At 44.3% G+C, this 20,673-nt stretch carries 22 protein-coding genes; 9 read left to right on the forward strand and 13 right to left on the reverse strand.

The annotated features are described in order from the left end of the window. Window positions 1-83 precede the first annotated feature (83 nt). Complete coding sequence (locus FTU45_RS05955) at window positions 84-728, reverse strand: ParA family protein (RefSeq protein WP_180076119.1); 645 nt, start codon at window positions 726-728, stop codon at window positions 84-86. A 124-nt stretch (window positions 729-852) separates the two neighbouring features. On the opposite strand from FTU45_RS05955, the gene FTU45_RS05960 reads away from it, so the two are divergent. Continuing rightward, on the forward strand, window positions 853-1,320 hold the full coding sequence (locus tag FTU45_RS05960) for a Holliday junction resolvase-like protein (protein WP_180076120.1): 468 nt from the start codon (window positions 853-855) through the stop codon (window positions 1,318-1,320). A gap of 27 nt (window positions 1,321-1,347) precedes the next feature. After that, window positions 1,348-1,926: a hypothetical protein gene (locus FTU45_RS05965; RefSeq protein WP_074383599.1), complete on the forward strand. Its 579-nt coding sequence runs from the start codon at window positions 1,348-1,350 to the stop codon at window positions 1,924-1,926. A gap of 18 nt (window positions 1,927-1,944) precedes the next feature. Here the strand turns inward: FTU45_RS05965 and FTU45_RS05970 are convergent, their stop codons facing one another. After that, the gene (locus FTU45_RS05970) at window positions 1,945-2,535 is read right to left on the reverse strand and encodes a class I SAM-dependent methyltransferase (protein ID WP_180076121.1); all 591 of its coding nucleotides are present in this window, start codon (window positions 2,533-2,535) and stop codon (window positions 1,945-1,947) included. Between the two features lie 191 nt (window positions 2,536-2,726). On the opposite strand from FTU45_RS05970, the gene FTU45_RS05975 reads away from it, so the two are divergent. Further along, on the forward strand, window positions 2,727-3,290 hold the full coding sequence (locus tag FTU45_RS05975; protein WP_034608360.1) for a hypothetical protein: 564 nt from the start codon (window positions 2,727-2,729) through the stop codon (window positions 3,288-3,290). Window positions 3,291-3,358: 68 nt separating this feature from the next. Here the strand turns inward: FTU45_RS05975 and FTU45_RS05980 are convergent, their stop codons facing one another. Then, entirely contained in the window at window positions 3,359-3,691 is a 333-nt protein-coding gene (locus tag FTU45_RS05980) for a HopJ type III effector protein (protein ID WP_159138641.1), read from the reverse strand. Between the two features lie 175 nt (window positions 3,692-3,866). Between FTU45_RS05980 and crcB the strand changes: the two genes are divergently transcribed. Then, window positions 3,867-4,247 carry a fluoride efflux transporter CrcB gene (gene crcB, locus FTU45_RS05985; RefSeq protein WP_004281556.1) on the forward strand — a complete coding sequence of 127 codons (381 nt, stop codon included), beginning with the start codon at window positions 3,867-3,869 and terminating at the stop codon, window positions 4,245-4,247. 87 nt (window positions 4,248-4,334) lie between these two features. Here the strand turns inward: crcB and FTU45_RS05990 are convergent, their stop codons facing one another. Together FTU45_RS05990 and FTU45_RS05995 are read right to left on the reverse strand one after the other, a co-directional pair. Further along, a complete protein-coding gene (locus tag FTU45_RS05990) occupies window positions 4,335-4,586 on the reverse strand; it encodes a type B 50S ribosomal protein L31 (protein WP_005094222.1) in 252 nt (83 codons plus the stop codon). Window positions 4,587-4,683: 97 nt separating this feature from the next. Further along, entirely contained in the window at window positions 4,684-5,982 is a 1,299-nt protein-coding gene (locus FTU45_RS05995) for an AarF/ABC1/UbiB kinase family protein (protein ID WP_180076122.1), read from the reverse strand. Between the two features lie 389 nt (window positions 5,983-6,371). Between FTU45_RS05995 and FTU45_RS15615 the strand changes: the two genes are divergently transcribed. Beyond that, window positions 6,372-6,512: a hypothetical protein gene (locus tag FTU45_RS15615; protein WP_005094217.1), complete on the forward strand. Its 141-nt coding sequence runs from the start codon at window positions 6,372-6,374 to the stop codon at window positions 6,510-6,512. Here the strand turns inward: FTU45_RS15615 and FTU45_RS06005 are convergent. Together FTU45_RS06005 and FTU45_RS06010 are read right to left on the reverse strand one after the other, a co-directional pair. Beyond that, window positions 6,501-7,877: an MATE family efflux transporter gene (locus FTU45_RS06005; protein ID WP_373685741.1), complete on the reverse strand. Its 1,377-nt coding sequence runs from the start codon at window positions 7,875-7,877 to the stop codon at window positions 6,501-6,503. The genes FTU45_RS15615 and FTU45_RS06005 overlap by 12 nt on opposite strands. A gap of 40 nt (window positions 7,878-7,917) precedes the next feature. Further along, window positions 7,918-8,376, reverse strand: a complete 459-nt coding sequence (locus tag FTU45_RS06010) for a DMT family transporter (protein WP_005094208.1) — start codon at window positions 8,374-8,376, stop codon at window positions 7,918-7,920. Between the two features lie 126 nt (window positions 8,377-8,502). Between FTU45_RS06010 and hemW the strand changes: the two genes are divergently transcribed. After that, a complete protein-coding gene (gene hemW / locus FTU45_RS06015) occupies window positions 8,503-9,657 on the forward strand; it encodes a radical SAM family heme chaperone HemW (RefSeq protein ID WP_180076123.1) in 1,155 nt (384 codons plus the stop codon). 221 nt (window positions 9,658-9,878) lie between these two features. Here the strand turns inward: hemW and FTU45_RS06020 are convergent, their stop codons facing one another. From FTU45_RS06020 to hemF, 5 genes are all read right to left on the reverse strand, one after another. Further along, window positions 9,879-10,088, reverse strand: a complete 210-nt coding sequence (locus FTU45_RS06020) for a cold-shock protein (protein ID WP_004281542.1) — start codon at window positions 10,086-10,088, stop codon at window positions 9,879-9,881. Window positions 10,089-10,434: 346 nt separating this feature from the next. Then, window positions 10,435-12,258: an acyl-CoA dehydrogenase C-terminal domain-containing protein gene (locus FTU45_RS06025; RefSeq protein ID WP_180076124.1), complete on the reverse strand. Its 1,824-nt coding sequence runs from the start codon at window positions 12,256-12,258 to the stop codon at window positions 10,435-10,437. A 396-nt stretch (window positions 12,259-12,654) separates the two neighbouring features. Beyond that, on the reverse strand, window positions 12,655-13,443 hold the full coding sequence (aroE, locus tag FTU45_RS06030) for a shikimate dehydrogenase (protein WP_005094203.1): 789 nt from the start codon (window positions 13,441-13,443) through the stop codon (window positions 12,655-12,657). A gap of 98 nt (window positions 13,444-13,541) precedes the next feature. Then, on the reverse strand, window positions 13,542-13,748 hold the full coding sequence (locus tag FTU45_RS06035) for a hypothetical protein (RefSeq protein ID WP_005094202.1): 207 nt from the start codon (window positions 13,746-13,748) through the stop codon (window positions 13,542-13,544). A 134-nt stretch (window positions 13,749-13,882) separates the two neighbouring features. Further along, on the reverse strand, window positions 13,883-14,839 hold the full coding sequence (gene hemF / locus FTU45_RS06040) for an oxygen-dependent coproporphyrinogen oxidase (protein WP_100357829.1): 957 nt from the start codon (window positions 14,837-14,839) through the stop codon (window positions 13,883-13,885). Between the two features lie 236 nt (window positions 14,840-15,075). Here hemF and hemN point away from each other — a divergent pair, with 236 nt between their 5' ends. After that, complete coding sequence (gene hemN / locus FTU45_RS06045) at window positions 15,076-16,449, forward strand: oxygen-independent coproporphyrinogen III oxidase (RefSeq protein ID WP_180076125.1); 1,374 nt, start codon at window positions 15,076-15,078, stop codon at window positions 16,447-16,449. 150 nt (window positions 16,450-16,599) lie between these two features. On the opposite strand, the gene ribA is transcribed toward hemN, so the two are convergent. After that, window positions 16,600-17,202: a GTP cyclohydrolase II gene (gene ribA / locus FTU45_RS06050; RefSeq protein WP_005094196.1), complete on the reverse strand. Its 603-nt coding sequence runs from the start codon at window positions 17,200-17,202 to the stop codon at window positions 16,600-16,602. Between the two features lie 309 nt (window positions 17,203-17,511). On the opposite strand from ribA, the gene dxs reads away from it, so the two are divergent. Further along, window positions 17,512-19,422, forward strand: a complete 1,911-nt coding sequence (gene dxs / locus FTU45_RS06055) for a 1-deoxy-D-xylulose-5-phosphate synthase (protein ID WP_074383592.1) — start codon at window positions 17,512-17,514, stop codon at window positions 19,420-19,422. 114 nt (window positions 19,423-19,536) lie between these two features. After that, window positions 19,537-20,367 (forward strand): inositol monophosphatase family protein, encoded by an 831-nt coding sequence (locus FTU45_RS06060; RefSeq protein WP_180076126.1) that lies wholly within the window; start codon window positions 19,537-19,539, stop codon window positions 20,365-20,367. The last annotated feature ends 306 nt before the right edge of the window (window positions 20,368-20,673 follow it).

Consider the following 20,673-nt stretch of genomic DNA (forward strand, 5'->3'; position numbering starts at 1 on the left):
TGAAAAAAAAGCGATCGAAAATGACGGCTTGGTAAGTAGCGTGATTATTTTCCCAAAGCAGTGTTAGGATTCAGCGGACTGGCTTAAAACCACTGACTGGGATCATCGATAATGGCATTCAGCACCGGTTGCCATTGATCCTGTAATTCCCGATAGATTTTTTGAGGTTTATCAAAGACTGACAGACCTTCCATAGCCAGACGGCTATAAGGTGCACGTTCTGAAATCCAGGCCACCGGCTGCTGGTCGATCTTGTCAAAAAACTGCTGTATGTCCTGATTACTGGCTGCATTCGGTTTGGTACGGTTGGCCAACAGTAAAATTTCAACCTTGCCTTTACGAATCCGCTTAATATCCTGCAAATGCTTGAGAAAACGGCGGGTCGAATCAATATCAAAAAATGAAGGCTGGATCGGAATAATAATCGCATGCGCTTCACTGATCAGCTGCTCGGCATGATCTTCAGTCAACGCTCCCGGTGCATCAATGATCAGATACTCAATCTGCTTCGGTGCATCACCAATGGATTTGTGATTGCGCCAGTCCAGACTTTGGATCTGTGCTGCCTGTTCCGGACGTTGCTTGAGCCATTGCAATGCCGATTTCTGGTTATCGGCATCGGCCAGCGCCACCTTATAACCTTTTTGTGCGAGTGCTGACGCTAAACTAATAGCTGTCATGGTTTTGCCACAACCGCCTTTCTGATTCGCAACTAAAATTGTTTTCATGACTCAAGGTGATTTTATTCTGTTCCTGCCTAGCATATCATTCTTTTCAAGCGTACCAATGGCTGATGTTTTCAACTTCAGTCGAATGTTGCGCTGAAAAAATAAAGTAAATTAGGAAGATTGAATGTCCATATGGATGGCCATGCTGATTGGCACATGTATCGGGGTGGTGCTGACCACCATTATTTTAAGTCAGACACGCAATGGACGCATCAAGGCTGAATATGAGCAGTATATTGCCGAGCTGGAACTAGAACATCAGCAGGCATTGATCGCCGCGCAAAAACGCAGTGTCAATACCAGCAGGGCAGTCCTGAAAGGCAAAATGGCGGAACAGCTCGCACCGATCATGCCGGAATTTCAATATCTGCCCAGTGATGCCAAGTTTCTGGGCGATCCTGTCGATTATGTGGTCTTTGATGGCTACAGCGATTTCAGAGACGGCGAAGGCGAAGCAGAGGATATTGAAGTGGTATTGATTGATATCAAAAGTGGCGGAGCGCGTCTGACTAAAGGCCAGCAAGCCATTGCCCGTGCAGTTCAGGAAGGGCGGGTGCGTTTTGAAACCATCCGGATTGATTTCGATGATTGAGCACAACCAAGGAAAGAATAAGAAATTATGCAGAAATTACTGATCACTGCGCTGCTGTTTATGCTGGGACTGTGGGTCTGGAATGAGTTTTTTCGTGCGATCCCACATCTGGAAGAACGAGGTGTCTTGAAAAACTTTTCGGTAGAGCCGATTCAGCCCATTTCAGCTACATTTACTGTGCATGATAAACGTTTTGTTAAACCGAATCGTCGTGTCTTGCATCAGGCCAGCCCTATGGTCGGACATTTTAATGATCTGGCCTATGTCAGTAATATTGATGTGCTGTTGCTCAGTCAGTCACTGCCAGTCATGCAGGCAACATTAGCATTTGATAAAGCAAAACGCTGTTATCAAATCGAGGAGCAAATCAGCCAGGCTGAAGCTGAATTTCTCAGCACGCATGTCCAGCATTTTAGTCTGATCGCTGCCAACGAGAAAATTGCCAATCAGATTCGCAGGCTAAAATCAGGGCAGAAGATTACACTCAGCGGTGATCTGGTCACAGTACATTCAGGAAGCACGGGACAGGAATTTCAGGTGGGTACAGGCTCGGAATATCATGCCCATTGTCAGTTGCTGCGTGTGACTCAGTTGCAGCAACATTAACGGCAAAACGAAAATAAATTAGCCTTGCGGTTTACGCAGTCGAGCCAGCAGCATACGCTGGCCAATCTTCGGAATCCCTGTGGCATTGATATAATTCAATTCTTCAATTTCAAAACCAGTTTCCAGTAAGGCAGTTTCAATATCTCGGTTTAAATGACAGCCATCTGCGACTTTCTTCTGAATCGGGGTGAGTAAATGCTGCAGGCGCTGGATATTTAAATTTTGTCGATTCAGCACATGTTCGACCACATGCAAGTGACCGCCCGGTTGTAGCACACGATAAATCTCACGCAGACTTTGGCTGAGGTCAGCAATACTACACAGCGTCCAGGTCGAGATCACATGTTCTAGACTATGTTCAACCTGAAAAGCAGCCTGCTGGATGCGCGGTTCTGCCAGCTTGAAAATGGCCGGATTGGGTTCTACGGCATAGACCAGATCTACTTCTTGATAGAAAGGCAGATTCAGCCCTGTACCAAAACCAATTTCCAGTACTTCACCAGAAATGTTCAAAAGCAATTCACGGCGTAAATCCATCAAGGACGGCGTTTGCATCACCTGATTTAAAAGGTGCGGAAAGATGTGTTGTTGATAAAGTTGATACAGCATTTGGGTTGTTTTAATTTAATCTGAATGTATTTTAGCTTAACTGAAAAATACAATATTCGGGAATGCCCAAGCTGACTAAATACACCCAGTTTGTTACCAAGTTCAACTGTTTATTCATTAAAAAATACGTAAGATCAAGGAAGATATCCTTAAAACGTTTGATCAACTCGATTAGGATTAGATTAAAAATGATGTTCAAACACTTTAAACATTATGCTTTGTTGGCCGGTTTGTTGCTGCCTATTTCCAGCTATAGCTCGGTCGATCACAATATTGCCAAAGGTTTGCCACCTGTGGTCAAAGGACAGTCGATTTCCGTCTTGCAGCCTTTTAAAGGTGATTTCCGTATTTTGGGTTCCAAAGTCTATAGCGCTGATCCGCAGGCCAAATTCTCTCCGATTGATTATGCGGTGAGTTGGGGCCTGTTTGCTGAACCTGAAATTGCCCGACATATTAGTGTCAATCAATATGACCGTTATCTGAACTGGAAAATGGATCGGGTGCCCGTGCCGGTAGAACAAGCCAAGCAGATGGTGTCCAATATGCATATCATTCCGGCCAATCCTGAAATTGCCAAGGCCATTAAAAAGGTGAAACGTGGTGATCTGGTGCGTATGCAGGGTGAGCTGGTTGAAGTGCGTGATAAAGATCTGGTCTGGACTTCTTCATTGACCCCGACGGATACCGGTGATGGCGCCTGTGAGGTATTCCGTGTCAGTTCAATTCAGTGGATTGAACAGGTTGGGAAAAGCTAAATTAAAATTTGCTATTTAGATGCCTATATAAAACCGCTCTTATGAGCGGTTTTATATATTGATAAACTTTATTTAGCAGTTAAAACCTGACCTTCAAATGCAATGCCATCCCAGCCATTTTGCATAAACTGGCGGATATTCTGATGATCGCTGGCTTGAGGCGTCGCTTGTACAGCTGCATAGTGCTCGGCAAACAGGCTTAAGGTTTGGGCCTGATCCAGCCCATTGAGTCGTGCAAAGGCAAAAACTTTGGCGCTGCCTTGGTTTTCAGTGGTTGCATTGCTCTGCTGGCCATTTTTAAATGCAGTCGGGGTATGGGTATAACGCGCTTCGATATAGGCAATCACATCTGCAAATTTTGCCTCACCTGCGGCCAATTGTGCCAATAAATCTTGTGCCATGCTGTTTTCCCTTTGCAATCAATAAAAATTTCGATGCGATGAATATAGCAATTTTCTTGCGAAGTTCCATGGTATTTAATAGGTTTTCAGTTCAAGATAATCATGAAAATGATTCATAATTAATTTGAAATTTCGGATCAAATCAACTGGATCAATAAATAGAATAGGAACGTATATGGGCTGGCTTTGGGTGGCAATCGGTGGGGCAGTGGGTGCCAGTTTACGGTATGCAGCAGGGCTCTGGTTGCTAAAACCACAGATGCAATTTCCTTGGCCGACTTGGTGGGTCAATATTCTGGGCTGCTTATGTGCAGGGATCTTTTTTGCCTGTAGCCAAAAATATCCAATGCTGCAACAGGAAGCACGTCTGTTTTTAATGGTGGGGATACTGGGCGGATTTACCACATTTTCCAGTTTTGGTCTGGAAAGCTTTCAGCTTTTGAAACATGGCGCCGTAGGTTTAGCTCTATTGTATGCGCTGTCGAGTGTAATTGTTGGAATTATCGTTCTGGCGCTGGGTTTTTACTTGACTTCACTGGCTTTGGCTCAAAGCTGAAACAGACATAAAAAAGTCAGGAAACTGGAGGTTATTTCCTGACATAAACCACGATTTGAAGATCAAGATAATCGACGGTTTTTAGTTTTAGCCACGTTTAAAGCGGCCAAAACGTTTATTAAAGCTTGCCACGCGACCTTCATTGCTGGTTTGACGCTGCTCGCCAGTATAGAAGGGATGAGAAGCACTTGAAATATCAAGCGTGACATAAGGATATGTTTTACCTTCATATTCTTTAGTCTGGCTAGAGTTCATTGTGCTGCCAATCACAAAATAAGTATCGGCATTGGTGTCATGAAATAACACTTCACGATACGCTGGATGAATATCTGGACGCATATATAATTCCCTCATGATTCTTAATGAAATGTTATAATATAACATTTGATATTTCAAGTTATCTAGAGTTACAGCGTGTAAGCCTTTAGGGTCAAAATTAACTTCGACTCGGCACCAGTTCTTCAAATACATCACTCAGATCATCATGAACTTTTAAATGAATCAGGTTCCAGTATTGTCCTGAAATTGTCCGGTTCACCATGAGCGTATCTGGAGATGGCTTAAACACATCCCAATATTTTAGAGAAGGTTTGAGCAACTCCATGCCATCATGATGGGCCGAGTTTTCAGCAAAATCATAATGGGTGACCAGTGGACGCATCAGAACTTCCAGCCATTGTTCATACAATTCAGTCGGGAATTTTCCGGTTTCAGTCAAGGAATGCAGCGCATCTAACTGTTGCTCAATCACGGGAATATTCTTCTCGCGTGCGGCATGAATAAGTTCCCGGAAATGCCCAATCACTTCAGTCGAAAGAGTCTTAACGCCACCATAATCATAAACAATCACAGAGCCATCTTCACGAAAGGCAAAGTTGCCCGGATGCGGGTCACAGTGAAAGCGTTTCAGATAAAAAATTTCCTGACCAATCGCACGCAGCAGACGGCGCCCTAAGGCATTGCGGGTTTCCTGTGGCCAGGTGCTGGCGGTTTCAATACTTTCTCCCATTTCCTGACTCAAGGTTAGAATATGCCGTGAAGAATATTCATGAAAAACCTGTGGAATCACAATTTTATGATCCAGGGATTCATGGAAGGCGCGGGCAACTTCTAGGTTCTGAGCTTCAATTTCATAGTTGAGCTCATTGTCCAGACTATGCTGGATTTCTTTAAATAACTGATCCTGAAGTTTACGGTCAATCTTTAAAACGCCCATCATGCGTAGCGCCAGACGTACCTGTTTCAGGTCACTTTCACAGGCTTCATCGACCCCCGGATACTGCACCTTGACCACCACTTGCTGGCCATTGGGTAAAGTGGCTTTATGTACCTGACCAATCGATGCTGCGGCAAAAGGTTGTTCATCAAACTGTTGAAATAATTGCTGTAAAGGTTTACCGAGTTCCTTTTCAATTTGCGCCTGAATGTCCTTAAATGGCATGGGCGGTGCCTGACGTTGCAATTTGGCAATGGCTTTGGCAACTTCGGGTGGAAAAATATCTTTATATTGCGAGGCGATCTGACCAACTTTCATGACCGCGCCTTTCATTTCTCCCAAGGTATCCGCGATTTGTATACCAATATCCTGAAATAATTTGCTGCGCGCAGTATTTTTTTGCTCTTCGTCGGCAGTTAAATTTTTAATTGAATTGGATAGGGTTTTACCTGCAATACTTGCGGTCATTCCGGCAAGTTTCATAAAGCGACGACCGGGTGTGCTAGCCGTTTTTGCCATGCGAGATTCCTTGAAACCAACAATTATTTGATGTATTTGATCATAGGTGACAAAGATTCAATTGCCTAGATTTAATTGTAGAGGTTGTGTTGTGATTTTCTTTAACTTCTCCATCTTTGGTGCATGATCTTTGATTTATCAGAAGATTTTCCTTCATCTCCTGTACTTAAACCCAAACAAGATTCCTGAATACATCATTGTTTTAGGTCAGGCTGCATAATCATACTAAAGGTTGTTTTAGTCCCAAAAGTATAAATAAAACAACTCGCAGTAATGAAGAAAATTCAATGAAAGTCTATCGATATTTTACTGCTCAAGATGATGTGTATTTTTGTGTGCGTATCACTTAAACCTTAAATACAGGACCTAAGTTAGATGATTCACCCACCATGCGCTTTAATGGCACGGAGGTGGTTGTAGAGCCGCTGCTGATCAAAGATGTGATAGACGAATCAGAGATTTCCAAAGCATTAAAAAATGCGCTGGATCCTGAATCGCAGCGCATTTTCCAGCTTGAATTAATCGGCTGAACGCATTGAGTGGTCGAGACTTAAACGTTTATTGTTGCCATATAAACGAGCTAATAAAAGTACACAGGCCACACTCAGACCCACAATCAGGCCAACCCAGACACCGGCTGCGCCCATGTCGGTAAAGCGGGACAGATACACCCCGACCGGGAAGGCAATCACCCAGTAAGCCAGCATGGTGATCCACATAGGGCCTTTGGTGTCCTGCATCCCACGCAGACAACCTGCTGCACTGATCTGCCAGCCATCCATCAGTTGATAAGCAATCGCAAACAGAATCAGATAGACCGCGATTTGGGTCACGATCATATCCGAGGTGTAGAGCGCCACGATTTCATTACGGAACACCCAAAGCAAAATCATGGTCAGGATTGCCAGAATAGTGGCAGTGATCAGGCCGAGATATTGCACTTTACGCATTGCCTGCCAGTTCTGTTCGCCATAATAGGTGCCGACCCGAATGGTCAGGGCAATCGCCAGTGACATTGGAATCATAAACAGCTGTGAGGTCACTGAAATGGCAATCTGATGCGCAGCAACAATGGTTTCTCCCAAAGGGCTGAGCACGATCGCCGCAGTACTAAAAATACTGACCTCAAAGAAAATCGCCAGTCCGATCGGCAGACCAAGCTGCAAGATGCGTTTCATCCATTCCGGGTTGATTTTTTCCCAATGAGTAAACGGCTGGGTGTGTTGATAGGCTTTATTCTTAAAAATATACAGTGCCAGAGTAATGACCATTAACCACTGTAAAATTGCCGTAGCAAAACCACAGCCGGCACTACCCAAGGCTGGAACAGGGCCAATTCCATACATAAATACATAGTTCAGTGGAACCAGCAATACCAGTGCCAATAGGCTGATGACGGTCACCGGGCGTGGATGACCAATCGCTTCTGAATAGCCACGTAAGGCGGCATACATAGTCACTGCCGGCATACCAAAACCAATTGCATGCAGGAATAAACCGGCTTTAGGCTGCAAGCTTTCCGGTACACCTAAGATTGGTAAAGTCGCTGGCAACAGCTGCAAAATCAGGCCAGCAATAATCCCCAGAATCAGGGCCACCCAAAGTGACTGACGGGCAATGGTGGCAATTTTTTCAGGGGTACGTGCGCCATTCGCTTCAGCCACCAAGGGTGTCGTGGCAATCATGATGCCGCTAAACAGCAGCATCACCGGAATCCACAGACCCACCCCGACTGCAATTGCTGCAAGATCGGTCGCAGACAGATGACCTGCCATAATGGTATCAATCAGGCCCAAACCTGCCTGGGAAAATTGGGTCACCAGAATAGGTAACATCAGATGAAACAGTTTTTTTAATTCAAAACCAAAGGTCGTAACCGGTGTAACATTCGACACAAAAATTACTCATCGTGATCATGTGCTTAAATAGAGGGGTTTAGCGTTGTAAAGTGAGAAGCACACCAATAAAAATTACTCCGCCGCCTAAAAGACGTTGCCAGTTAATCGGCATTTTTTCGTTGCCCAATAAACCCAGATGATCGACCAGCATCGACATGGCCATCTGACCAAATATAATCAGGCCGCTAAGCACCAGAAAGCCAAGTTTTGGGGCTGCATAAATGCTCATGCTAATCGCGTAGACACCCACGATGCCCCCAAGCCATAAATACCAGGGAACATTCATTAATTCCTGTACACCGGGTTTGGGGTTGGACTGAAAAAGTACAATCACAGCGAGCACTATTGTACCAATCAAAAAGGAAAAAAATGCAGCTTGCATAGGAGAATATAAATATTCTTTCAGTTGTGTGTTAATTGCGGTTTGAAGCGTCAGCAAAACACCAATTGCAAAGACTAAAGGAAGTAAAATAATCAATTGAGAAGATATTTTCATAATTTTAACTGTCTAATTCTATTTGAGTTTTTAGATATAACCCGGTGATCATTTTAATTTTAGCAGTGTTGCTGTCGAGTCATGTTAAAATTCAGCTATATCTTGTAGTCGTTTTTGAGTAGTTCTTTGGCTGAATTGAATCCTGCTGTTATCCCATTGTCTTTATATATTCATATGCCATGGTGCGTGCGCAAATGTCCGTATTGTGACTTTAATTCGCATGCTGTTCCTGATGGTGAATTATCACTGGAACTAGAACAGGAATATTTACATGCCTTGGTTGAGGATTTTAAAACGCAGGTCGATTTTGCCCAAGGCCGTCAGATTCATAGTGTATTTATTGGTGGCGGTACGCCGTCGCTGATTTCTGCTCAAGGTTATCAATGGCTATTTGATCAGTTGCAAGCCATTATTCCCTTTGCAGAAGGCTGTGAAATTACGCTGGAAGCAAATCCTGGTACGGTAGAGCATGACCCATTTGCAGGTTATTTGCAGGCCGGCATTAACCGTTTGTCGATTGGGGTGCAGAGTTTTAATACTGACCATCTTAAACGCTTGGGTCGGATTCACAGCAATGAAGATGCGATTTCTGCGATTGGATTGGCGCGTGAAGCAGGCTTTCGACGAATTAATGTCGATTTAATGCATGGCTTGCCTGAACAGACTTTAGATCAGGCCTTGCATGATTTAAAACTTGCGGTAGAAAATGGCGCGACACATATTTCCTGGTATCAGCTGACGATTGAACCGAATACGGTATTTTTCCGTACCCAACCTATTCTACCGGTAGATGATGTACTTGAAGAGATTCAGGAGCAGGGCGAAATTTATCTCAAAGCTCAAGGCTTTATCAATTATGAAGTTTCTGCCTGGCGTAAAGAATTACCTTCAGCGCATAACCTGAATTATTGGCAATTCGGCGATTATCTGGCGATTGGTGCGGGTGCACATGGCAAAGTGACTCAACCTGATGGCGTATATCGTTTCCAGAAAACCCGCTTACCTAAGGATTACTTAGCCAAAGTACCTGCTGAACATTTGCAGTTTAAGCGTATTGAAGCTGAAGAGATGCTATTTGAGTTTATGATGAATGCGCTACGCTTAAATCAGGGCGTAGAGGCTAAATTTTATATCGAGCGTACTGGTCAAAGTTTGGATACTTTACAAGATTTATTAAGCTCTTTACGTAAAAGAAAATTAATGATCGATGACCAAAACCGGCTTGCATGTACCGAGCAGGGGCATATCTTCTTAAATTCGGTACTGGAAGAATTTCTTTAACTGATTTTTATTTTCTGAACATTTTTCAAAGACCTTCATAAATCTATATGAGGGTTTTTTATTGTGCAGATTTTACCAGATCAGGAATTTTTAGCTTGGCATAGAGCACACCGGTTTTTAGATCAAACAAATAATCTTTAAAAGCTAGAGCTGAATAAGAGAAATTACAAGCACAAAAAAAGCACTCTAAGAGTGCTTTTTTTCAATATCTTGCTTCTAAATTATAGAGCAACGATATTTACAGCTGTAGGGCCTTTTTGACCTTGAGCTACGCTGAAAGAAACCTTTTGGCCTTCAACTAAAGTTTTGAAACCTGAACCAGTGATTTCGCTGAAATGAGCAAAAACGTCTGGACCTGATTCTTGTTGAATGAAACCGAAACCTTTAGTTTCGTTGAACCATTTTACTGTACCGTTAACTGTATTAGACATAATGTAACCTATTGAATCGTATGAATTTATAGCCAAAATTTCAGATGACTAACTGTAACTTTGAAAAATAAAAAGGATGGAGCTTTTTGATCTGTAATACGAAGGTTTATGACTAAAACTGCGATACTTAAAAGAAACTAACCAAAACAAGAATTTTTCTAGTTGGGACTATCATACCGCTTATTTTGAGATATACAAGCGTTTTATTTATCTAATTTATTAGGCTATTGAAAAATATAAAATTAAACCTGTATATTTTGTATTCAGATCAGTGTTTTTAGGGTTTTGAAAGGGTAGCTCTCAATACAAAGAGCGCCGAAGCGCTCTTTGTAATTCAATTTACAGCTTAGTAATCAAAACTAAAGTGCTCTGGCGCCAGTGCGGTCATGGTTTTGGATGGATTCACCATCGCTTCAGCATGACCTTGGGTACGAGGCAGAATACGTTCGAAATAGAAATCAGCGGTTTTGATTTTTGCTTTATAGAACTCAGGTACTTCTGCGCCATCGCCAGAAGCCAGTTTGGCTGAGGCAACTGCAGCTTGCTGCGCCCAGAAGTATGCCATCATCACATAGCCCGAGAACATCAGGAAATCGACTGAAGCAGAAGAGACGATGTCGCGGTCTTTACGGGCTGCCAGCATGATTCGAACAGTTAATGCATTCCACTGGGCACATAGCTTGGTGAGATCCCAGGCAAAGCGGCGCATATATTTATTACGCGCATGCTGACCACAAAATTTCAGGATTTCAGCGGTATAATCACGAATCACTTTGCCTTTCGAGGTTAACAGTACTTTACGACCGATCAGATCGAGTGCCTGTACACCTGTCGTTCCTTCGTACAAGGTAGAGATACGTGAGTCACGTACAATCTGTTCTATGCCCCATTCTTTGATATAGCCATGACCACCAAAGACTTGCATACCATGATTCGATGCTTCATAGCCCATTTCAGTCAGGAAGCCTTTTAGAATCGGGGTATAGAAACCTAAGTGATCATCATGCTGTTCAAAGGCAGCGGTATCGCCGCGCAATAAAGCATCATTCATGTTGTCGGCAATTTGCGCAGCATGATAAATCATGGCACGGCCACCTTCGGCAATGGCTTTTTGCGTCAACAGCATACGGCGTACATCGGCATGATGAATGATGGCATCCGCCACTTTTTCCGGATCTTTTTTGCCAGACAGGGCGCGCATCGACATACGTTCTTTGGCATACGGCAGAGCACCTTGGAAGGATAACTCCGCATGACAGATGCCTTGAATCGCAGTACCAATACGCGCAGTGTTCATGAAGGTGAACATGGCATGCAAGCCTTTATTTGGTTCACCAATCAAGTAACCCGTGGCCTTGTCAAAATTCAGCACGGCTGTTGCTGAGGCGCGAATCCCCATTTTATGTTCAATCGAACCGCAATTGACTGGATTGCGTTCACCGATGCCACCATCGGCAGCAGCAATAAATTTCGGTACGATAAACAGTGAAATGCCTTTAGTACCTTGCGGTGCATCCGGAAGGCGCGCCAGCACGATATGTACGATATTTTCAGTGAGATCGTGCTCGCCTGCGGAAATAAAGATTTTGGTTCCTGAAATGGCATACGTACCATCTTCTTGCGGCTCGGCTTTGGTTTTAACCTGACCCAAGTCGGTACCACATTGCGGTTCAGTCAGACACATGGTGCCAGCCCAAGTACCCGCAACCAGATGTGGCAGATAGGTATTCTTCTGCTCATCGGTGCCGTACTGGATAATGGTATTGATACAGCCCACGCTTAAACCCGGATACATCTGGAATGACCAGTTTGCAGTTCCCATCATTTCCGATTTGATCAGGTTTAAAGACATTGGCAGGTTTTGACCACCAAACTCTTCAGGATAAGACAGACCTTGCCAGCCACCTTGGACGAACTGATCATAAGCGTCTTTAAAGCCTTTAGGCGTTTTCACTTCGCCATTTTCAAAATGACAGCCTTCAGCATCACCGCTTTCATTCAGAGGTGAAAGTACGTTTTCACAGAAATCTGCTGCACCTTCCAAGATCATGTCTACCGTGTCGGTATCGGCATATTCACCATTCGACAAATTCTGGTAGTGCGCAGGGTAATCGAGCACTTCATTCATAAGGAAGCGAATGTCGTGTAAAGGGGCTTTATATGCTGGCATGCGTTTAATCCTGATTAAAATAGTTTTGGATTATCTGTATCGATTCTTTGATTATTCATATTTGAGATAAAAAAACATTGATAAGGCAAGCAAATAAAAATGTCAGAAAAGCGAATCGAGTCTTAGAGCCAACCAATAAAATCGGATGATTTCATCTTCTGGCTGTCAGCGTACAGAAAGGTTGAAAACTTCTTATCTGATTGGACTTTAATGAATTGAACACCAGATTGTCTAGTGCTACTTTTGTATGAATTGTACTCAATTGTTATCAATAAAAAATTCAAGTTAAAAATGTCATTAAATCCAGTAGCTGAATTTTTAGTCTTTAATAATGGAGTTAAGATCAATTCGGATTGTTGTTACAACCCGAATTCTCTGGTCAAAATAACTGGATATTTATAGAAAATCTTTTAAATCTGGTTTGATGCCATTCCAGATAGAAAAAGATTCCAGTGCCTGACCGACCAGCATGCCAAAGCCTTCAGATGTTGGCACAGCACGTGCTTTGGCCTGATCAAGGAAGGAGGAAGGCTTGCCATAGGCCATTTCATAGGCATAGTTAAACTGTAAGGCTTCTGGAAGCAGCAAAGCATCACCGCTGAGACTGGCTGAAGTGGCATTGATCACCAGATCAAACTCACCTGCAAGATGTTCTAGTGAAATAGCCTGTAATTCGAGCTGCGCTACAGCATCCTGCAGATCCGCAACCAGTTGTTCAGCGCGTGCCAAGGTGCGATTGGCAATCACAATTTTTTTTGCGCCTGCCTGGGCGAGAGGATAGATCACGCCACGGGTTGCGCCGCCTGCACCGATAATCAGGATGTTGGTATTTTCCAGCGGCCAGTTGAGTGCACGAATCGCATCGACCAGACCTTGACCATCAGTATTATCGCCATGCAAAATACCATTTTTCATCCACAGGGTATTCACTGCCTTGGCAATTTTGGCTCGCTCACTGAGCACCTGACACTGGGCAAAAGCCTGCTCTTTAAACGGCACGGTGACATTCATCCCGATTCCGCCATGGGCAAAAAACTCCTGAATATTGGCCTCAAAGCCATCCAGTGGCGCCAGACGTTTGCTGTAATTTAGATCAATTCCGGTTTTTGCTGCAAAAGCATGATGCAATTCTGGAGAGCGTGACTGTTCAATCGGATTACCAATCACGGCAAATTGTTTGCTCATTTCACAATGTCCATGTGCTGAAATGAGCATCAATATACGTGAAAAAGCGCAGGGACTAAAGCCTGCGCTGTTTTAAATAAGGGGGCTGGAAGTGCGGTTTAGGAACTGCAGATGTCCATAATATGTTCTGCAAATACCAGCGCCATACTAAGCACAGCTCCGACCACAGTCAGGATACTCACCAGAATAGCCGCGCCATCCAGAAGCAGATTATGACTCAAAACGGCGGTACTCATCGCACTGATGGCGAGAGCCAGAAAAAGCCAAAAGGCAAAAACAGGAAGATTTAATTGAAGATGATGCATTGTTATTCTCACTAGACATCTAATAGATTGTGATCGATGTAGCGATAGGATGCCGCGACCAAATCAGGGATTACTCTGCAGCAGTATAGAGGAATAATGGATTAAAACAGCCCTCTATTTGAGGGCTGTTTGTATCATTTCATTGCAGTTGATTTTAATTCTGTGAGCCAGTCATGGGGTTTCAGATAGTAATCGGTCAAACGCTTTTCCGGCGAGCCTTCATCCCATTCAGGACGATAGGACCAGCCGGTCAGCGGAGGCAAGCTCACCAAGATTGATTCAATTCGGCCGCCGGTCTGCAAACCAAATAGCGTACCGCGGTCATAAACCAGATTGTATTCGACATAACGGCCACGACGATACAACTGGAACTCGCGTTGTGCTTCGGTATAAGGCTTATCCTGATTACGCTGGAAAATCGGCAGAATCGCCTCTAGATAACCATTGCCTACGGCCTGTATATACTGGAAACAGGTATCAAAATCCCACTGATTCAGATCATCAAAGAATAACCCGCCGACACCACGCTGTTCATCACGATGTTTTAAATAGAAATAATCATCACACCATTGTTTATGTTCAGGATAAATCTCTTCACCAAATGGCGCACACAGATCATGCGCCGTCTGATGCCACGAAAGGACATCTTTATCATTTGGATAGAAGGGCGTCAGGTCGAAACCGCCACCAAACCACCAGATTGGATCTTGCCCTTCTTTTTCTGCAACAAATAAACGCACGTTGGCATGTGAGGTCGGTACATTCGGATTTTTCGGATGGATGACCAGCGATACACCCATCGCTTGCGCCTTGGCACCGGCAATATTGGGATGGCGTTCAGTGGCTGAAGCGGGCAGTTTGGAAATATTGATATGGGAGAACATCACCCCGCCTTTCTCAATCACGGTACCATTTTGCAAGACACGCGAACGGCCACCACCACCTTCAGGACGTTCCCAGTCATCAATGATAAATTCGGCCGTACCGCCGCCAGCACGCTCCTGTTGTTCCAGTGCTGCACAAATCCGTGCCTGCAAGTCGAGGAGAAATTCACGAACGCGTTGAATATCCGCAGATGTAGGATGCTGCATCAGAGCCTCGTAGGGAAATAAAAAACTAGCTACATCAAAGCATAAAATCAGTCAAAGATTAAGGTCTATTTAGCAATGTAGTGGATTGAACCAGGCTTTAAATTTGAGTATTGATGGACAGAATGGGGTATTAAATCCGACCAAATGGCTAGGTTGAATTCTTTTTTCAAGCTCCGCACAATAACTTGCAAGCGCTCATGGGTTTGAGCATTTCTCGATGGTAATAGGTGGGTGTCATGTCGGTACAGGTCAATTCCCTGATTCAAAAATATAATGTTCCCGGTCCCCGCTATACCAGTTATCCGACCGTTCCATATTGGGAAGAGCAGAATTTCTCACTGGAACAATGGAAGCAAACGCTGAAAAAATCCTTTACTGAATCCAATCAAAGTGAAGGCATCAGCCTGTATATCCATCTGCCATTTTGCGAAAGTCTGTGTACTTTTTGCGGGTGTCATAAGCGAGTCACGAAAAAACATGAAATGGAACAGCCCTATATTCAGGCAGTGCTGAAAGAATGGGATTTGTATTGTGAGTTGCTGAAAGATAAGCCGGTCATTAAAGAAATTCATTTGGGTGGGGGAACACCGACTTTCTTTTCTGTTGAGCATTTGACTCAACTGATTCAAGGTATTTTGGCCAAAGCAGACATAGCGCCTGTGCATGAATTCAGTTTTGAAGGGCATCCGAACAATACCACGCGTGAGCATTTGCAAGGCTTGTATGATCTGGGCTTTCGCCGGGTCAGTTATGGGGTGCAGGATTATAATGAAACCGTGCAAAAAGCCATTCACCGGATTCAGCCCTATGAACATGTCAAACAGGTAACCGAATGGGCGCGTGAAATTGGCTATGAGTCGATTTCGCATGATTTGGTGTTTGGCTTGCCTTTTCAGCATCTGGACGATGTCTTAAACACCATTGAGCAAACCAATTCACTTCTGCCGGATCGTTTGGCTTTATATAGCTATGCACATGTGCCTTGGATTAAAGGCAATGGCCAGCGCGGTTTTAAAGATGCTGATGTACCCAAAGATGCAATCAAACGTGAATGTTATGAAGCGGCCAAAAAGAAACTGCTGGCGCATGGCTATCATGAAATTGGCATGGATCATTTTGCTTTAGATACAGATGGCATGTACCAGTCCTTTCAAGCTGGAACATTACACCGCAATTTTATGGGATACACCGCCTCTAAAGCTCAAGTGATGATCGGTTTAGGAATTTCTTCGATCAGTGATAGCTGGTACAGCTTTGCCCAGAATGTGAAAACTATTGAAGAATATTATGCCTGTTTAGCTCGCAATGAAATTCCGGTATTTAAAGGACATGTCTTAAATCAGGAAGATTTGATTATTCGTCAGCATATTCTGAATTTGATGTGCAGCTTTAGTACCTCATGGGAAAAACCCGAGCTATTTTTCCCTGAAATCGATCAGGTGGTGGAACAGCTTAAAGAAATGGCACAGGATGGTTTGATTCAAATGACAGACTCATCAGTCACGATTTTGGAGAAAGGGAAACCATTTGTACGTAATATTTGTATGGCTTTTGATTTACGTTTAAAGCGACGCATGCCGGAGAACCGGATTTTTTCGATGACGATTTAATACTTAATCCACCCCAGCCCTCCTTTAAGAAAGGAGGGAGTTTTCTCCTCTTTTTGAAAGAAGGAAAAGCCTCCCTGAGCAAGACTTAAGCATTGCTTTAAGTCGAAGCGCAAGAAAGGGAGGTTTGGAGGGATTTATTAAGGGGAGGATTTAAAAATCATCCTTCTGATAAAGATGCGCCATACGTTCATGTTTGGTTTTGAGATATTGCTCATTAAACGGATTTAAGCCGACGGTGAGGGGCACCCGATCGACCACATTAATCCCTTGGGCTTTTAAAGCTTCAATTTTTAAAGGATTGTTGGTCACCAGACGTACCGCTTTGACCTGCAAATGATCCAGCATAATGCTGCACATGTCATATTGACGTGCATCAGCCGGCAGGTTCAGCATTAAATTGGCATCGACCGTATCATGTCCCTGATCTTGCAGGGCATAGGCACGAATCTTGTTGGTCAGGCCAATACCGCGTCCTTCCTGACGCAAATACAGAATCGCCCCGCGACCTAACTCATTGATCAGCTTTAAAGTCGCCTGCAATTGCGGGCCACAGTCACATTTCAGTGAAGCAAAGGCATCACCGGTTAAACATTCAGAATGTACACGAACCACGACTGGCTCGTCAGAAACTTCTTCAAGTCCTTTAGATAGCGCGACATGTTCTTCGCCAGTCTTAGGGTCTTGAAATACAGTAATTTTAAATTCACCGTGAGCGGTAGGTAATCTTGACGTTGCGACAAATTCGATTGGCACAGCTGAACCCGTTAAATCCTGAAAGTGGCTAAAGTATAGCGTAATGATTGAACATTGGTAGAATTGCAAAGTCGAAATTCTGTATTAGATTTTCTTTTTTGTAGAAAGCAGACGATAATAGTTGATAAATAGTAAGATTATTCAGGATAATCGTAGCCTGCGATTTTTTCACCCCGATGAGATCATTGTTTAATATTGCATCGCTAGAAGCGTAGCTGAATTGAAGCTGCTACAATTCAGCTATATGATCGGGTACTCCCCATTGACCTAGCTTTAGATTTGCCAGGCTTTAGAAGGCTTTGCCATAATATGCTGTATACAGAAATCCCTACTCAACGCCCTGTAACACCGTTGCTGGATACGATCAATCATCCTGAGCAACTACGTTTACTCGAGCAAAGCCAGCTAGCGCAAGTGGCAGATGAGTTACGTCAATTCATTTTGTATGCTGCCGGGCAAAGTGGTGGACATTTTGGTGCCAACCTCGGTGTTATTGAGCTTACGGTGGCTCTGCACTATTGCTTCAATACTCCACATGACCGTCTGATCTGGGATGTGGGGCATCAGGCCTATCCGCATAAGGCATTGACCGGCCGTCGTGAACAGCTCACCACTATCCGGGCCAAAGATGGTCTGGCAGCCTTTCCAGCACGTGAAGAATCTGAATTTGATACCTTTGGGGTAGGGCATTCTTCGACGGCAATTTCTGCTGGTCTGGGCATGGCCTTGGCACGTCGCTACCAGAACAAGCCATGTGAAGTGGTATCGATTATTGGCGATGGCGCCATGACGGCGGGTATGGCCTTTGAAGCCTTGAACGATGCCGTTGCGCACAATGCCGATCTGATGGTGGTGCTGAACGACAATGACATGTCGATTTCTTGCAGTACTGGCGGTTTTGCCAAGCATCTGGCGGCGATCTGGGAGCGCGGTGAATTCGTTAATATTACCGAGGAAGGTGAAGCTTACGTACAGCCGCATCCGGAGTGGCTGTATAACTCACGCTTGCACTGTGCCGCGACTGATGCCGCAGATAACCTGTTTAAAGCCATCGGCTTTGACTATTTCGGCCCTTATGACGGTCATGATGTCAAACAACTGGTGCATGTATTTAAAGCGCTGAAAAAGCGTACAGGCCCACGTCTGATTCATATCTATACTAAAAAGGGCAAGGGCTTTGCGCCGGCCGAATCGGATCAAATCAAATATCACGCGATTAGCAAGCTTAATGCCATTACCGCTGCCAAGACTGCACCGAAATATTCGGATGTATTTGGACAGTGGCTCTGCGATGAAGCAGCACAGGACTCGCGCTTGCTCGCGATTACACCGGCCATGTGCGAAGGCTCAGGTATGGTGCAGTTTGCCAAAGAATATCCGGAACGTTTTTTCGATGTCGCGATTGCAGAGCAGCATGCCGTGACGCTGGCTGCGGGCATGGCCTGTGAAGGCTTAAAGCCGGTCGTGGCAATTTATTCGACCTTCCTGCAACGTGGTTATGACCAGCTGGTACACGATGTGGCCTTACAAAATCTGGATGTGACCTTCGGTATTGATCGTGCTGGTCTGGTCGGTGAAGATGGCCCGACCCATGCCGGTGCCTATGACTATGCCTATATGCGGACGATCCCGAATATCGTGATCATGGCACCAAAAGACGAAAATGAATGTCGTCAAATGCTGCATACCGCTTATTTATATCCTGGGCCGGCAGCTGTGCGTTATCCACGTGGTAATGGCTTAGGGGTGGATATCCAGCAAAAGATGCTTGAAATTCCAATCGGTCAGGCGGAAATTGTCGCCAGCTTTAATGCGCAGTGTGACGAATATATTTCTGTGCTGGCTTTTGGCAGCCGGGTACAGGCCGCAGTCGACGCCGCTGAAGCCTTTGCAGTGAAACATGAGATTGGTGTGCGTGTTGTGAACATGCGTTTTATCAAACCTCTTGATACGCAAATGCTGGATGATCTGGCATCAAGCACCAGTCTGTTTGTGACAGTAGAAGAACATGCCGTGATGGGCGGTGCGGGTAGTGCTGTGAATGAATATCTGGCAGAAGCACAGATTGTGAAACCGCTGCTGAATCTTGGTTTAGACGACACGTTTATGGCTCAGGCCACGCATGCACAAATGTTGCAGCAGGCCGGATTGGATGCGCAAGGTATTGAAAAATCAATGAATCAAGCCTGGTCAGCCTTGGGGCAAAGCGTTTTGTCATAAGTTCTTAAAAATTTTAGACACATTTTCTCCAAAAAAGCCCTGATATTTGCTAAGATATCGGGGCTTTTATGCATTATTCTTTATCAGTTTCTTTAAATTTGTAGTGGGTGTTCAATGGAACCTATGGTGGTGATGGCTGCGCGTGCGGCTCAGTTAGTTGGTCAAGAGCTTTTAAAAGCGCATCAGAATCGTCATAAACTCGATCTACAAGTCGAAGAAAAAGGAATTGATGGTCCAGTAACGCGTGTAGATCGTTATTTGGAGCAGTTGACCATCGATACCCTACGTAAAAGCTATAAAAATCACAGTTTCCTTGGTGAAGAGTTTGGCTATCAGGAAGGTAATGGTCACGACGCCGATTGGTGTTGGGTGATCGATCCACTGGATGGTACTTTAAACTTCATTAACGGTTTCCCGCATTTCTGTATCTCTATCGCAGTTCAGCACAAAGGCATTACTCAACACGGGGTGATTTATGACCCGGTGAAAGATGAGCTATTCTCTGCCAGTCGTGGTCGTGGTGCCATGATGAACCAGCGTCGTATTCGTGTGAATGTCAAAGACAGTCTGGAAAATACCTTTATGGCTGTTGGTCACGCTTACCGTGCTAAACGTAATGGCGAAGTTGTATCTTATGCCAAGAACCATTTTCAAAGTTTGTTAAACGTGACTGAAGCTGGCGCGCAATATCGTCGTTCAGGTTCTGCGGCATTGGATTTAGCCTATGTTGCTGCAGGCCGTTTTGATGCTTACTTCGAACTTGGTTTAAAACCTTGGGATATCGCAGCGGGCGAATTGATCGTGAAAGAAGCAGGCGGTACTGTAGTTGATGCACGTGGTGGTAGCGACTCTATGGAAAATGGTCAAGTTTTGGCTTGTTCAATGAAAATGCTTAAATCTTTAATGCAAGCAGTTGTTCCTGCTTGGGGTGAAGCAGCAAAATAATCGGGTTTAGATGAAATATATCTAATTTTCAGAAAAGGCATCCTTCGGGATGCCTTTTTTGCAGCAGTGAAATAGTTAACAGGGAGGAGAAGCCTGTTTTTTAACGCACATGAATACGGGAACTATCAAGTGAATTGGCAAAAATTGCCTTTTTATACCAGTCGTTACATTTTATATTCCGCAGATTCAAATCTCAAGTGCGACACATTTGTAGTTAGTTGAAAAAGTTAGGTGTATTCGTAGAATCATTGGACTTTTTCAACTCGCAATTGGAAAGCACACAATGAAGAAATACACCCAACTTTC

Source organism: Acinetobacter sp. YH12106 (genome assembly GCF_013418995.1).
Taxonomy (GTDB): Bacteria; Pseudomonadota; Gammaproteobacteria; order Pseudomonadales; family Moraxellaceae; genus Acinetobacter; species Acinetobacter pseudolwoffii.

Coding starts and splice junctions, on each gene's coding strand:
- FTU45_RS05955 (WP_180076119.1), bottom strand. CDS start 728: ATGAAAACAATTTTAGTTGCGAATCAGAAAGGCGGTTGTGGCAAAACC.
- FTU45_RS05960 (WP_180076120.1), top strand. CDS start 853: ATGTCCATATGGATGGCCATGCTGATTGGCACATGTATCGGGGTGGTG.
- FTU45_RS05965 (WP_074383599.1), top strand. CDS start 1,348: ATGCAGAAATTACTGATCACTGCGCTGCTGTTTATGCTGGGACTGTGG.
- FTU45_RS05970 (WP_180076121.1), bottom strand. CDS start 2,535: ATGCTGTATCAACTTTATCAACAACACATCTTTCCGCACCTTTTAAAT.
- FTU45_RS05975 (WP_034608360.1), top strand. CDS start 2,727: ATGTTCAAACACTTTAAACATTATGCTTTGTTGGCCGGTTTGTTGCTG.
- FTU45_RS05980 (WP_159138641.1), bottom strand. CDS start 3,691: ATGGCACAAGATTTATTGGCACAATTGGCCGCAGGTGAGGCAAAATTT.
- crcB (WP_004281556.1), top strand. CDS start 3,867: ATGGGCTGGCTTTGGGTGGCAATCGGTGGGGCAGTGGGTGCCAGTTTA.
- FTU45_RS05990 (WP_005094222.1), bottom strand. CDS start 4,586: ATGCGTCCAGATATTCATCCAGCGTATCGTGAAGTGTTATTTCATGAC.
- FTU45_RS05995 (WP_180076122.1), bottom strand. CDS start 5,982: ATGGCAAAAACGGCTAGCACACCCGGTCGTCGCTTTATGAAACTTGCC.
- FTU45_RS15615 (WP_005094217.1), top strand. CDS start 6,372: ATGCGCTTTAATGGCACGGAGGTGGTTGTAGAGCCGCTGCTGATCAAA.
- FTU45_RS06010 (WP_005094208.1), bottom strand. CDS start 8,376: ATGAAAATATCTTCTCAATTGATTATTTTACTTCCTTTAGTCTTTGCA.
- FTU45_RS06020 (WP_004281542.1), bottom strand. CDS start 10,088: ATGTCTAATACAGTTAACGGTACAGTAAAATGGTTCAACGAAACTAAA.
- FTU45_RS06025 (WP_180076124.1), bottom strand. CDS start 12,258: ATGCCAGCATATAAAGCCCCTTTACACGACATTCGCTTCCTTATGAAT.
- aroE (WP_005094203.1), bottom strand. CDS start 13,443: ATGAGCAAACAATTTGCCGTGATTGGTAATCCGATTGAACAGTCACGC.
- FTU45_RS06035 (WP_005094202.1), bottom strand. CDS start 13,748: ATGCATCATCTTCAATTAAATCTTCCTGTTTTTGCCTTTTGGCTTTTT.
- hemF (WP_100357829.1), bottom strand. CDS start 14,839: ATGCAGCATCCTACATCTGCGGATATTCAACGCGTTCGTGAATTTCTC.
- hemN (WP_180076125.1), top strand. CDS start 15,076: ATGTCGGTACAGGTCAATTCCCTGATTCAAAAATATAATGTTCCCGGT.
- dxs (WP_074383592.1), top strand. CDS start 17,512: ATGCTGTATACAGAAATCCCTACTCAACGCCCTGTAACACCGTTGCTG.
- FTU45_RS06060 (WP_180076126.1), top strand. CDS start 19,537: ATGGAACCTATGGTGGTGATGGCTGCGCGTGCGGCTCAGTTAGTTGGT.